This is a genomic window from Chitinivorax tropicus, assembly GCF_014202905.1.
Lineage (GTDB): Bacteria > Pseudomonadota > Gammaproteobacteria > Burkholderiales > SCOH01 > Chitinivorax > Chitinivorax tropicus.
On the sequence record NZ_JACHHY010000012.1, the window covers coordinates 52,329 to 64,901 of the forward strand.

Consider the following 12,573-nt stretch of genomic DNA (forward strand, 5'->3'; position numbering starts at 1 on the left):
TTGAATAGTTTATGTATGAAGCTTATTACGGCCTACAGGCCAAGCCATTCCAACTGAGCCCAGATCCTTCATTCTTCTTTGGCAGCAAAGGCCACAAGCGCGCCATGTCTTACTTGGAATATGGCCTGCATCAGGGAGAAGGGTTCATCATCGTGACCGGCGAGATCGGCGCGGGCAAAACCACGCTGGTGCGGCATATGCTCCGCAAGCTGCCTGCTGACAAGATCGTCGCCGCGCATCTGGTCAGCACACAGCTTGATTCGGATGACATCTTGCGCATGGTTGCTGCGGCATTCGGATTGCCCGGCATCGAGGGTAACAAGGTGGCTGTGTTACGCAGAATCGAAGATTTCCTGCGGGAGTGCGCGAGCAAGCAACAGCGCGTGCTGTTGGTTGTGGATGAGGCGCAGAACCTGGCGGCCAAGGCGGTCGAGGAACTGCGGATGCTGTCCAATTTCCAGGTGGGTGAAAAGCCGCTGCTGCAAAGCTTTCTGCTGGGCCAGCCTGAGTTTCGGGATACTTTGCGGGGCGAAGACCTGTTACAGCTTCGTCAACGTGTGATCGCGTCGTATCACCTTGGGGCGATGGATGAGGCGGAAACCCGAGCCTATATTGAATACCGCCTTCAAACTGCGGGCTGGCAACGTGGTGTGCTGTTCACCGATGATGCCCATCGTGCCATCTATCAGTTCAGTCGAGGTATTCCACGCATGATCAATACCTTGTGTGACCGGCTGCTGCTGATGGGCTTCCTCGACGAATTGCAACAAATTACGGGTACACAGGTTGAATTGGTGATAGATGACATGCGTCAGGAAATGGCCTTTGTCGATCCAGAAGAGGCCATCAAACCTGTGGGCGGCCCTACACGGGTGGCGGCGAATACCCAGCTTGCGATCGAGTTGTTCGAGGAACGCCTGAACAAGATCGAAGACTCCGTGAGCAATGTATTGAAATTGTCCCGGCAGATTCTGGATCTCGCTTCAGTCAGACGGATCATGGAAGAGAAGCATTGAGTCGAATGATGGCAGGAATTCGGAATGCGATGACGATCGATGTCGAGGACTATTTCCAAGTCTCGGCGTTTGAGCACCATATCGCCCGTGGCAGCTGGGAATCGCTCCCCTGCCGTGTCGAGCGCAATATGGATGTCATCCTCTCATTGCTCAATCAACATCGCACCCAGGCCACCTTTTTTACCCTGGGCTGGATCGCAGAGCGCTATCCGCAACTGGTCAGGCGTATCGTGGCTGAGGGGCATGAGCTGGCCAGCCATGGCTATGGTCATTTGCGGGCATCCGACCAATCGCCGACAGAGTTTTCAGAGGATGTCGTCCGTGCCAAGAAACTGCTCGAAGATCTGGGTGGTGTGGCTGTGAAGGGATACCGTGCGCCCAGTTTTTCGATTGGCGCGGCCAATCTGTGGGCACTTGATACCTTGAAGCAGGCGGGTTACGAATACAGCTCCAGCATCTACCCGGTAGCGCGTGATCATTACGGCATGCCCGATGCGCCCAGGTTCGCGTATCGTCCGGCTGCCGGGCAGGGTTTATTGGAAGTCCCTCCCACTACGGTGCGCATGTTCAATCGTAACGTACCTGCCTCAGGTGGCGGGTTCTTCCGTCTGTTTCCTTATCATCTGTCCCGGGCATTGATCAAAAGAGTGAACCAGGTGGATGCCAAGCCAGCCATTTTCTACCTGCATCCTTGGGAGGTAGACCCTGGACAGCCACGACAGCAGGGTATCAGTTTGAAGACACGGGTTCGGCATTACCTGAATCTGTCACGTACAGAGGCGCGACTCTCCCGATTGTTGGCTGATTTTCAATGGGGACGTATGGATCACATTTTTCTGGAGGGCGCACATGAATGACATGGTGCGCACCAATGCGATGACCGAGCCTTTGACTGTCCGGGAAATGGCAGCTGCCGACCGGGTGCGCTGGGATCAATTCGTTGAGCACTGCCCCGATGCCACGTTCTTCCACAAAGCGGGTTGGCAGCAGGTGATTGAGCAGGCGTTTGGGCACCGTTGCACTTTTCTGATGGCGGAAAGAGCGGGCCAGATCGAAGGCATTTTACCGCTATGCAATGTGAAGAGCCTGATGTTCGGCAACGCGTTGGTCAGCCTGCCTTTCTGTGTCTATGGTGGGGTGGCGGCAATAACAGATGAAGCGCGGGCCAAGCTGGATGAGGCGGCTATCAAGCTGGCGGAAGCCAAATCAGTCGATCATCTGGAGTACCGCTGTGAAATCTCCACGCATCCAGACTGGGCGCACAAAGAGCTGTATGTGACCTTTCGGCGTGATATCGACCCGGATGTGGAGGCCAATATGTTGGCCATTCCCAGAAAGCAGCGTGCCATGGTGCGAAAAGGCATCAAGTTTGAGCTGCAGGGGCATCTGGACGACGATGTCGAGCGTTTCTTCACCGCTTATTCCACCAGCGTACATCGTTTGGGCACGCCAGTCTTTTCCAAGCGTTACTTCAAGTTGTTGCAAGAGGTGTTCGGTAAAGACTGCGAAGTGCTGACCATCATGCAAGGCGAAACGCTGGTTGCCAGCGTACTTAGTTTCTATTTCCGTGATCAGGTGCTGCCGTACTATGGTGGCGGCATGGATGTGGCGCGTGATGTGGCTGGCAACGACTTCATGTACTGGGATTTACTGCGCAGGGCATGCGAGCGGGGTCTCAAGGTGTTCGATTTCGGGCGCTCCAAGCTGGGTACTGGTGCTTTTGATTTCAAGAAGAATTGGGGTTTTGAGGCCACGCCACTGCAATACGAGTATCGCTTGATCAAGGCGACGGCTGTGCCCGACCATAACCCGCTCAATCCCAAGTATCAGATGTTCATCAAGGCATGGCAGCGCATGCCCATTCAGCTGGCCAATATGATCGGCCCGCATATCGTCAAGAATCTCGGCTGATATTTCCATGCAAGATCTGTTGTATCTCGTCCATCGCATTCCCTATCCGCCCAACAAGGGGGATAAGGTTCGTTCCTTCAACATGCTGCGTTTTCTGGCCCAACGCTATCGTGTGCACCTCGGTGCATTTGTGGATGACCCGGAAGACTGGCGCTATGTGGATGACCTGAAGCAATTTTGTGGTGAGGTGCATCTGGAGCCCTTATCCCGTCGTCGGGCCACATTGAAGAGCGCTACCGGGCTATTGAGTGGTGAAGCGCTGACCTTGCCCTTCTATCGTCACAATCACATGCAGCAGTGGGTTGATCGGGTATTGCGTCGCCACCCGATTCAGCGTGTCTTGGTGTTCTCGTCACCGATGGCGCAATATGTGGCCAAGCATACTCACCTGACCCGGATTGCAGATTTTGTGGATATCGATTCGGATAAATGGCGGCAATATGCGCAATCCAAACAATGGCCATTGTCGTGGGTCTACCGCCGGGAAGCGGATAGGCTGTTCACCTTTGAGCAGCAGGTGACCCAGCAATTTGACGGCACGGTTTTTGTCTCATCCATCGAGGCCCAGCATTTCCGTGACATGGCCCCGGCATGCAAAGCCAAAGTGGGTTATGTCAACAATGGTGTCGATGCGGAGTATTTCAACGGCGACCGGGCCTATGACAATCCATATGGCGCAGATGAAATCCCCCTGGTGTTCACCGGTGCGATGGATTACTGGCCCAATATCGATGCTGTGCAGTGGTTCGCCAGTGAGATCCTGCCCGGATTGAGGCAGCGAATCCCGGCGTTGGTTTTCTATATTGTCGGTGCGCGGCCTACGGAAGCGGTGCTGGCGCTCGCGCAGCAGGTTGGTATCAAGGTGACCGGCAGTGTGCCCGATATCCGTCCCTATATCGCCCACGCCCGGCTGGCCGTGGCGCCATTGCGCATTGCTCGTGGTGTGCAGAACAAGGTGCTGGAAGCAATGGCGATGGCCAAATTGGTCATCGCATCGCCGCAAGCAGCAGAAGGCATCGAGGCCACCCGAGGCGAGGATTTGCTGGTGGCTGACCAGGCGCCGGACTACCAACACTTGATCGAGCGGGCATTGGCGGGCGAATTTGCAACGGTTCCTCAGGCTGCCCGGCAGTGTGTGGAGCGCCATTATGATTGGTTTACCAATCTGGCCCATTTTGCTGAATTGTTGGATCGCTCGCCGGGAACCAGTGTGTTGCCAAATGCCGTGATTCCGGCGATGTCACATTCCGGGAGGGGTGGGTGAGACTGGAATCGCCTGCTGGCAATATTTCAACGGGGGGTGACCGGGCAGCCAATGCTTGGCGCAAGCCGCTGGGTCTGTTTTTGGTTGCGCTGACCTTGCTGCTCATTGTCTACGCCGACACTTGGCTGGGCATGGTCGATATCTGGTATCGGTCGGATACCTATGCGCACGGCTTTCTGATTGCGCCAATCAGTCTGTGGCTGGTCTGGCAACGCCGACGCCATGTGGCAACTCTATCACCCGGCCCTGCCATGCTGCCATTGGTCGGGCTGGTGCTGTTGGGTGCGGTGTGGTTGGTAGGCAATGTGGCTGGGGCCATGGTGGTGCAACAATACGCCTTTGTGCTCATGCTGCCATTGCTGGTATGGGCGATACTGGGCTGGGAAGTCACTTGGGCACTGTGTTTTCCGTTGACCTACCTGATTCTGGCGGTGCCATTTGGTGAGGTGCTGCTGCCATGGATGATGAATTTCACCGCTGATTTCACGGTTGGCATGTTGCGCATGACCGGTATCCCGGTTTACCGGGAGGGGCTGTTCTTCACCATTCCCTCCGGCCAGTGGTCAGTCGTAGAAGCGTGCAGTGGGTTACGTTACCTGATCGCCTCGTTCACACTGGGCACCCTGTATGCATATCTGACCTATCGTCGGGCTTCCCGCCGTGTGGTCTTCACACTTGCCTCCATTCTGGTGCCGATACTGGCCAATGGATTGCGAGCGTATTTGATTGTGATGATCGGCCACATGAGCAATATGAAGTACGCCGTGGGTGTGGATCATCTGATCTATGGCTGGCTGTTCTTCGGCATCATCATGCTGGCCTTGTTCTGGGTGGGGGCCTATTGGCGCGAAGACGGTGAGGAGACTGCAGGTGACGGAGTCGTACCGTTCTACCGCACCATTCCGGTCACAACGTGGTTGATCAGCATTGGCATGCTGGTGGGTGTGCTGCTGCCCTGGCCGGGCTATGCCTATTACCTGAAAACGCACGCCAATGGCAAACCTCAGCAGGTTGTGCTGGATGCACCGCTCGGTTGGTCATCCGCTGAGCGCCGTCTCAAGTGGTCGCCGGCGTATGACAATGCGCCATTCAAGCTGCAGCAGGAGTTTTCCAATGGCCATCAAGTGGCCGGTGTATTCATCGGGTTTTACCCCGGCGCCCTACGTGGGGCAGAGATGGTGTCCACTGGCAATGGGCTGTTCAGAGAAGAAGAACATCAAGAGTGGACACTGTTACGGCAGATGAATGTGGAAAGCCGTTACTGGGGCACAGTCAAGCAATCGGATATCCGTGGTGTCGGGACACAGTTCCGGCTGTGGCAGCGATATTGGATCGATGGCATTTGGACGGCTGATCCCTACTATGCCAAGTTGCTGCAGGCGAAAGCACGGCTCCTGGGGGCGCCTGCCCAATCCGCCATCGTCATGATGTATGCGCCCGTGGCAGAGGGTGAGAACGGTCAGGCATTGGATCAATTCGCGGCGGTGATGCTACCGGCCTTGGAGGAAGGGTTGCAACATGCCAGATAAGCAGGGCGGTGCGGCCACCCCCCCGCTGGTTGCACACCTGATCTACAGCCTGGATTTCGGCGGCTTGGAGAATGGATTGGTCAATCTGATCAATCACATGCCAGGAGATGTGTGTCGTCATGTCATCATCTGCCTGACGACCTACAGCGATTTCGCCAAGCGTATTCAACGCCCAGACGTGCCGATCCATGCTTTGAACAAGCCGCCTGGCAAGGCAATCGGGTCGTACTTGAAGTTGTGGCGGTTGCTTCGGCAGCTGAAGCCGGATCTGCTGCATACCCGCAATCTGGCCGCGCTGGAAGGACAGTTCTGGGCAGTGCTGGCTGGCATACCGCACCGTATCCATAGCGAGCACGGGCGGGATGCGGACGACATCGATGGCACCAATCTCAAGTACCAGCGATTGCGGCGTTTGTTCCGCCCATTTGTGCAGCATCAAATTGCCTTGTCGAGAGATCTGCAGCGCTATCTGGCTGACCGGGTCTTCGTGCCCCCCCATGCTTTGTCGCAAATCTACAATGGGGTGGACGACACCCGGTTTGTCCCATCGCCAGAGGGCAGGGCAGACGTTGTCGACTCACCTTTCAATGGCCGGGATGACTTGTTGGTGATCGGCACTGTAGGGCGGTTGCAGCCGGTCAAGGATCAAGTGAATCTGGCTGATGCGTTTGGTCGTCTGATCGCCAGCAATCCGCAATACCGGAGTTTTGTGCGACTGGCGATCATCGGTGACGGCGGTACACGTGACAAAGTACTCAGCAAGCTGGAAGGGTCAGGTGTGGCCGACCTGACCTGGTTGCCCGGCGCACGGCACGATGTGTCTGATCTGATGCGTGCCTTTGATGTGTTTGCCCTGCCCTCATTGGCGGAAGGCATCTCCAACACCATTCTCGAAGCCATGTCCTGTGGTTTACCGGTGGTGGCGACCGATGTGGGAGGCAATGCGGAATTGATCGAGCACGGTCATACTGGGCTGCTGGTGCCCAAGGCAGACCCGGCAGCATTGGCTGAGGCACTCAACCGTTATGTGGTGGATGCTTCCTTGCGTCGGGCTCATGGTTTGGCTGGGCGGCTACGTATCGAGCGCGAATTCAGCCTGACCCGCATGGTGGAAAAATATTCGGATATCTACCGGCGTGCCTTACAAGGCGCGTTGTAACAATCAGGCAGGGAAGGGCAGATACAAGCGCACTCTCCCGCCTCTACATGAATGATGGAGCACACATATGTGTGGCATTGTTGGTCTGTTTGACCTGAAAGGCCGTCGGGTTTACGAGCGTGAGCTGGTGTCTCGGCTCAATGACATTCAATATCATCGCGGGCCAGACGAAAGCGGCTTGCACATCGAGCCGGGCGTGGCATTTGGCCATCGCCGCCTGTCGATCATTGATTTGTCCACTGGTCAGCAACCATTGTTCAACGAAGACCGCTCCGTGGTCGTCGTGTTCAATGGTGAGATCTACAATTTCCAGGAATTGATGCCCGAGCTGCAGGCTTTGGGACACACCTTCCGCACCCACTCCGATACCGAGGTCATCGTCCATGCCTGGGAAGAGTGGGGGGAGGCATGCGTACAGCGCTTCCGGGGCATGTTTGCCTTTGCGCTGTGGGATCGCAACCGGGATATCCTGTTCCTGGCACGTGACCGATTGGGCGTCAAACCGCTGTTCTACGCTTTGCTGCCAGACGGCACCATGATGTTCTCGTCCGAGTTGAAATCGATTGCCGCTCACCCAGCTTTCGACAAGGTACTCGATCCGATGTCGATCGAGGATTATTTTGCTTATGGCTATATTCCCGAGCCCCGTACCGTCTATCTAGGGGCCTCAAAGCTGGAACCCGGCCATACCCTGACCTTCCGTCATGGTGGCATCATGCCGGAGCCGCGTGAATATTGGGATGTGCCGTTCAAATCGATCGGCCCCATCAGCGAAAAAGAAGCGGAAGAGGAAATGATCCGCCGCCTGCGGGACTCCGTGCGGATACGCATGATCTCGGAAGTACCATTGGGGGCATTCCTGTCCGGCGGGGTGGATTCGAGTGCGGTGGTGGCGATGATGGCCGGTTTGTCATCCGACCCGGTCAATACCTGTTCGATCTCCTTTGGCGACCCCAAATTCAACGAGGCCGAATTCGCCCAGCAAGTTGCCAATCGTTACCATACCAATCATCGTGTCGAGCAGGTTGATCCAGATGATTTCAGCCTGCTCGACAAGCTGGCGGGCATGTATGATGAGCCATATGCCGACAGCTCCGCGTTGCCCACCTATCGTGTGTGCCAACTGGCCCGCAAACATGTCACGGTGGCATTGTCGGGTGATGGGGGAGATGAGAACGTCGCCGGTTACCGCCGCTATCGTTTCCATTTGAACGAGGAAAAGCTGCGTTCAGCCTTACCGCTGTCGATCCGCCGTCCGCTGTTTGGCACCTTGGGCACGCTTTATCCGAAAGCGGACTGGGCGCCTCGGATGTTCCGCGCCAAATCGACCTTTGAAGCGCTGGCGAGGGATTCGGTCGAGGCGTATTTCCACGCGGTGTCGATCTTCAAGACCAGCATGCGCGCCAAGCTGTACACCCCTAAATTCATGGCCGAGCTGGGGGGCTATCATGCCAGTAACGCTATGCGCCGCCATGCCCAGAAGGCACCGACTGATCATCCATTGAGCTTGGTGCAATATCTGGACATGAAGACCTATCTGGTCGGGGACATTCTCACCAAGGTGGATCGCGCCAGCATGGCCAACTCGCTGGAAGTCCGCGAGCCGTTACTGGATCACTCATGGATGGAATGGATGTCCGGCCTGCCGCCAGAGCTCAAGCTGAAAGGGGGCGAGGGCAAATACATCCTCAAGAAATCGTTGGAGCCTTACCTGCCCAACGACATCCTCTATCGCCAGAAAATGGGCTTTGCCGTGCCGCTGGCAGCGTGGTTCCGTGGGCCATTACGGCAGCGGGTGCGGGAAGCGCTGTTGGGCGATACCCTGGCCCAGACCGGTTGGTTCAACCAGAGCTACCTGTTGGAGCTGGTCACCCATCATGAAAAGGGTATCCGTGACTACAGCGCACCGATCTGGACACTGTTGATGTTCGAATCCTTCCTGCGCAACTGTCTGGGGGTGACGGCAAGTGACACGAGCAAGGTGGCCTGATGCGGATTCTGCACATTCTGGATCACTCCATTCCACTGCATTCCGGCTACACCTTCCGTACAGCGGCTATTTTGCGTGAGCAGCGCAAGCTGGGATGGGAGACATTCCACCTGACCAGCCCCAAGCAGGAGAACTGTACGGTGCTGGAAGAGGATGTGGATGGCTTGCATTTCTATCGTACCCCGCCCGCCAAAGGCTTCATGGCCAGCAAGCCGGTATTGTCCGAAATCGCACTGATTCAAGCCACAGCCCACCGACTGGAGGAGGTGGCCAAGCAAGTCAGGCCAGATGTCTTGCATGCCCATTCCCCGGTGCTCAATGCCATTCCTGCCTTGCAGGTGGGGCAAAAGCTCGGCATCCCGGTGGTGTATGAAGTACGCGCCTTCTGGGAGGATGCTGCCGTTGACCATGGCACCAGCAAAGAATGGGGGCTGCGTTACCGCGCCACACGCGGTCTGGAGACTTATGCGCTGAAGCGTGTCCAGGCTGTGACCACCATCTGCGAAGGGCTGCGTGGCGATATCGTCGCACGTGGCATTCCTGCGGACAAAGTGACGGTGATCCCCAATGCCGTGGATATCGAGAAGTTCCAGGTTGGCGCCCAGCCAGACCCGGCCTTGCAAGCCAGATTGGGGCTACAGGGCAAGACCGTGCTGGGATTCATCGGCTCGTTCTATGCATATGAGGGCTTGAATGTCCTACTGGATGCATTGCCTTTGATGTTGCGCGAGAACCCGGATATCCGGCTGCTGTTGACTGGCGGTGGCCACCAAGAGACTGCGTTGAAACAGCAAGCGCAACAGCTTGGCATCAGCGAACAGATCGTCTTCACCGGGCGCGTGCCAAATGCTGATGTACCTCAATACTACGATCTGGTGGATGTACTGGTGTACCCACGCCTGCCGATGCGCCTGACCGAATTGGTGACACCGTTGAAACCACTGGAAGCGATGGCGCAAGGCCGCTTGGTGGCGGCCAGTGATGTCGGCGGCCATCGCGAGCTGATTCAGCCCAATGTGACCGGGGTACTGTTCCGTGCAGATGATGCAGCTGATCTGGCCAAGGTGGTGCTGGATCTTGCAGCACACCCGGAACGCTGGCCCGCTATGAAGTCTGCGGGCCGCCACTACGTTGAAACCGAGCGCAATTGGGCGAACAGCGTCAGCCGGTACCAACACATCTACCCCGCGCTATTGAACGGAAAGCGGCGATGAGGGCGTTACGTCTGGCGCTGGTCGGCCCATTACCCCCTCCCTCCGGCGGCATGGCCAATCAATGTCGTCAATTAGCTCGATTGCTGGGTGAGGAAGGTGTCGAGGTCGAGGTGGTGCAGGTCAATGCACCCTATAGACCTGCATTTGTGGAAAAGCTGAAAGGCATCCGTGCGCTGTTCCGGTTGATTCCCTACAAGTGGGCGCTGTGGCGGGCTGCTGGGCGGGCGGATGTGGTACATGTGATGGCGAATTCAGGTTGGTCTTGGTACCTGTTTGCTGTGCCAGCGGTGTATATTGCCCGATTGCGTGGCACACCCGTCATCATCAATTATCGAGGGGGCGGGGCGGCTGAGTTCTTTGCTCATGCGCCTGCACTGGCTTTGCGTGCACTGAAAAAAGCCAATGCCCTGATCGTGCCCTCGGGTTTTCTACGAGAGGTGTTTGGCCAGTTGGGTTGTACGGGCCTGGTCATTCCCAACATCATCGATCTGTCGCGGTTCACCCCGCGTCAGCCGCAGCCTGGTAAGGTGGATAAACATGTGATCGTCACCCGAAATCTGGAGCCGATCTACGACATTCCCACTGCATTACAGGCATTTGCCAGGGTGCGTCAGCAGCTGCCATCCGCACAGATGACCGTGGCGGGCTCGGGGCCGGAGCTGGCCAATCTGCAGCAGCTGGCGCAGACCTTGGGCATTGCCGATGCCGTCCATTTCGTCGGTCGCATCGACAATGATCAGATGAGTGCGCTGTATACCTCAGCTGATCTGATGCTGAACCCCAGCACCATCGACAATATGCCGATTTCCATTCTGGAAGCCTTTGCCAGCAATGTTCCGGTGGTCTCCACGGATGTCGGGGGTGTGCCATTCATCGCAGAGCATGGGCGTACCGCGCTGCTGGTGCCTGCGCGCGATGCCGATGCGATGGCTGCAGCCATGCTGCAGATTTTGCAGGATGATGCTTTTGCCGAACAGCTGTCCACGGCAGGCATGGCAGAGGCGCAACGTTATGCTTGGCCCGTGGTGCGAGAGCAATGGCTGGCGGCCTATCGTGGCCTGATGCGGCTGGAGTCCAGATAATGGGGCTCTATACCACCTTTGCCGCCAATGTGTTGTTCCCGCTGCACGAGCGTCTGAAGCACCATGACACGGTGGCCGTGAAACGCCAACTGGAACAGACACAATGGCTGAAACCCGAAGCAATCCGTGCGCTTCAGCTGGATCGGCTACGTGCATTTCTGACTGACTGTGGCCAACATGTGCCGTACTACCGCGATCTGTTCGCCAAATTGGCATTCGACCCGGTGGCCATCACCTCATTGTCAGATCTGGCCCGCCTGCCCATTTTGACCAAAGACATCATCCGGCGTGAATTCGAGCAATTGAAATCATCACAGGCTGAGCCGATGAAATTGTTCTCGACGACTGGATCAACGGGTGACCCGTTGCGCTTTTTCATCAGCAATACCCGTGTCAGCCATGATGTTGCCGCCAAGTGGCGCGCAACCCGGTGGTGGGATGTCGATATCGGTGACCGTGAAATGGTGATCTGGTCGAGCCCGATCGAGTTGACCAAACAAGATCGTGTCAAGCAGCTGCGAGATTGGCTGTTGCGTAGCCGATTGGTGCCCTCGGCAACCTTATCGCCAGCGGACATGGCGCGTTTCGTCGAGGCGATTCGCCGTTTCAAACCGGCCATGCTGTTTGGCTACCCATCCTCCATGACACTCATTGCCCAACATGCCGAGAAACAGGGGGTACGCCTGGATGATCTCGGTATCAAGGTCGCATTCTGCACGGCAGAGCGTATGTACCCGCACCAGGCCGATACCCTGAAGCGCGTGTTCGGCTGCCCGGTGGCCAATGGCTATGGTGGGCGCGATGCTGGCTTTATTGCCCACGCCTGCCCGCAGGGTGGTTATCACATCACGGCTGAGGACATCATCGTCGAAGTGGTGGATGAACAAGGCTTGCCTTTACCTGCGGGCGTGCCAGGCGAGGTGGTAGTCACGCATCTGTACAGTACCGGTTTTCCATTCGTGCGCTACAAAAACGGTGATGTCGCGGTGCTGGATGACGCGCAGTGCGCCTGTGGTCGTGGGTTGCCACTGCTGAAAGAGGTGCGGGGCCGTACCAATGATGTGCTCCTGGCCGAAGACGGCAGCATGGTTCACGACGTGGCCATTGCCATGGTGTTACGCGACATGCCCGGCGTGATCGCCTTCAAGGTGATTCAGGAAACCTTGCACCATTGTCGCTTGCAGCTGGTGCGGGATGAGCGCTTTCAAACGGTATCCAGCGAGTTGTCCATCCGAGACACCTTCCGCGCCCGGCTGGGGCAGGGTGTCAAACTTGATATTGAATACGTTGCGGCGATCGAGCCGGAAAAATCCGGCAAATATCGTTATGTAGTCAGTAAGGTCAGCCAGCACCAAGCCGGCCATCCCACCGCAACCATACAGAATTGATCTGCATTCGGAGTGAATAG

Annotated in this window: 10 protein-coding genes; all 10 read left to right on the forward strand. The window is 56.8% G+C overall.

All coding sequences use genetic code 11. From position 1 onward, the window contains the following. Positions 1 to 11 precede the first annotated feature (11 nt). The 10 genes from HNQ59_RS10575 to HNQ59_RS10620 all read left to right on the forward strand — a co-directional run bounded on the left by HNQ59_RS10575 (position 12) and on the right by HNQ59_RS10620 (position 12,553). A complete protein-coding gene (locus HNQ59_RS10575; protein ID WP_184038840.1) occupies positions 12 to 1,016 on the forward strand; it encodes an XrtA/PEP-CTERM system-associated ATPase in 1,005 nt (334 codons plus the stop codon). A gap of 29 nt (positions 1,017 to 1,045) precedes the next feature. Beyond that, a complete protein-coding gene (locus HNQ59_RS10580; protein WP_246490955.1) occupies positions 1,046 to 1,873 on the forward strand; it encodes an XrtA system polysaccharide deacetylase in 828 nt (275 codons plus the stop codon). Further along, positions 1,866 to 2,927: a FemAB family XrtA/PEP-CTERM system-associated protein gene (locus tag HNQ59_RS10585; protein WP_184038844.1), complete on the forward strand. Its 1,062-nt coding sequence runs from the start codon at positions 1,866 to 1,868 to the stop codon at positions 2,925 to 2,927. The genes HNQ59_RS10580 and HNQ59_RS10585 overlap by 8 nt, the downstream gene beginning before the upstream one ends. Positions 2,928 to 2,934: 7 nt before the next feature. Beyond that, positions 2,935 to 4,191: a TIGR03087 family PEP-CTERM/XrtA system glycosyltransferase gene (locus tag HNQ59_RS10590; RefSeq protein ID WP_184038846.1), complete on the forward strand. Its 1,257-nt coding sequence runs from the start codon at positions 2,935 to 2,937 to the stop codon at positions 4,189 to 4,191. After that, on the forward strand, positions 4,188 to 5,720 hold the full coding sequence (gene xrtA / locus HNQ59_RS10595; RefSeq protein ID WP_184038848.1) for an exosortase A: 1,533 nt from the start codon (positions 4,188 to 4,190) through the stop codon (positions 5,718 to 5,720). The genes HNQ59_RS10590 and xrtA overlap by 4 nt, the downstream gene beginning before the upstream one ends. Then, a complete protein-coding gene (locus HNQ59_RS10600) occupies positions 5,710 to 6,879 on the forward strand; it encodes a TIGR03088 family PEP-CTERM/XrtA system glycosyltransferase (RefSeq protein WP_184038849.1) in 1,170 nt (389 codons plus the stop codon). Before xrtA ends, HNQ59_RS10600 begins: the two co-directional genes overlap by 11 nt. A gap of 67 nt (positions 6,880 to 6,946) precedes the next feature. Then, positions 6,947 to 8,869: an XrtA/PEP-CTERM system amidotransferase gene (locus tag HNQ59_RS10605; protein WP_184038852.1), complete on the forward strand. Its 1,923-nt coding sequence runs from the start codon at positions 6,947 to 6,949 to the stop codon at positions 8,867 to 8,869. Next, positions 8,869 to 10,083 (forward strand): TIGR04063 family PEP-CTERM/XrtA system glycosyltransferase, encoded by a 1,215-nt coding sequence (locus HNQ59_RS10610; RefSeq protein ID WP_184038855.1) that lies wholly within the window; start codon positions 8,869 to 8,871, stop codon positions 10,081 to 10,083. Before HNQ59_RS10605 ends, HNQ59_RS10610 begins: the two co-directional genes overlap by 1 nt. After that, positions 10,080 to 11,165: a glycosyltransferase family 4 protein gene (locus HNQ59_RS10615; protein ID WP_184038857.1), complete on the forward strand. Its 1,086-nt coding sequence runs from the start codon at positions 10,080 to 10,082 to the stop codon at positions 11,163 to 11,165. Before HNQ59_RS10610 ends, HNQ59_RS10615 begins: the two co-directional genes overlap by 4 nt. Next, a complete protein-coding gene (locus tag HNQ59_RS10620; RefSeq protein WP_184038860.1) occupies positions 11,165 to 12,553 on the forward strand; it encodes a phenylacetate--CoA ligase family protein in 1,389 nt (462 codons plus the stop codon). Before HNQ59_RS10615 ends, HNQ59_RS10620 begins: the two co-directional genes overlap by 1 nt. Positions 12,554 to 12,573: the final 20 nt, after the last annotated feature.

Bases quoted from the DNA above. Each gene is read 5' to 3' on its own strand.
- HNQ59_RS10575 (WP_184038840.1), top strand. From the start codon at position 12: ATGTATGAAGCTTATTACGGCCTACAGGCCAAGCCATTCCAACTGAGC.
- HNQ59_RS10580 (WP_246490955.1), top strand. From the start codon at position 1,046: ATGACGATCGATGTCGAGGACTATTTCCAAGTCTCGGCGTTTGAGCAC.
- HNQ59_RS10585 (WP_184038844.1), top strand. From the start codon at position 1,866: ATGAATGACATGGTGCGCACCAATGCGATGACCGAGCCTTTGACTGTC.
- HNQ59_RS10590 (WP_184038846.1), top strand. From the start codon at position 2,935: ATGCAAGATCTGTTGTATCTCGTCCATCGCATTCCCTATCCGCCCAAC.
- HNQ59_RS10600 (WP_184038849.1), top strand. From the start codon at position 5,710: ATGCCAGATAAGCAGGGCGGTGCGGCCACCCCCCCGCTGGTTGCACAC.
- HNQ59_RS10605 (WP_184038852.1), top strand. From the start codon at position 6,947: ATGTGTGGCATTGTTGGTCTGTTTGACCTGAAAGGCCGTCGGGTTTAC.
- HNQ59_RS10610 (WP_184038855.1), top strand. From the start codon at position 8,869: ATGCGGATTCTGCACATTCTGGATCACTCCATTCCACTGCATTCCGGC.
- HNQ59_RS10615 (WP_184038857.1), top strand. From the start codon at position 10,080: ATGAGGGCGTTACGTCTGGCGCTGGTCGGCCCATTACCCCCTCCCTCC.
- HNQ59_RS10620 (WP_184038860.1), top strand. From the start codon at position 11,165: ATGGGGCTCTATACCACCTTTGCCGCCAATGTGTTGTTCCCGCTGCAC.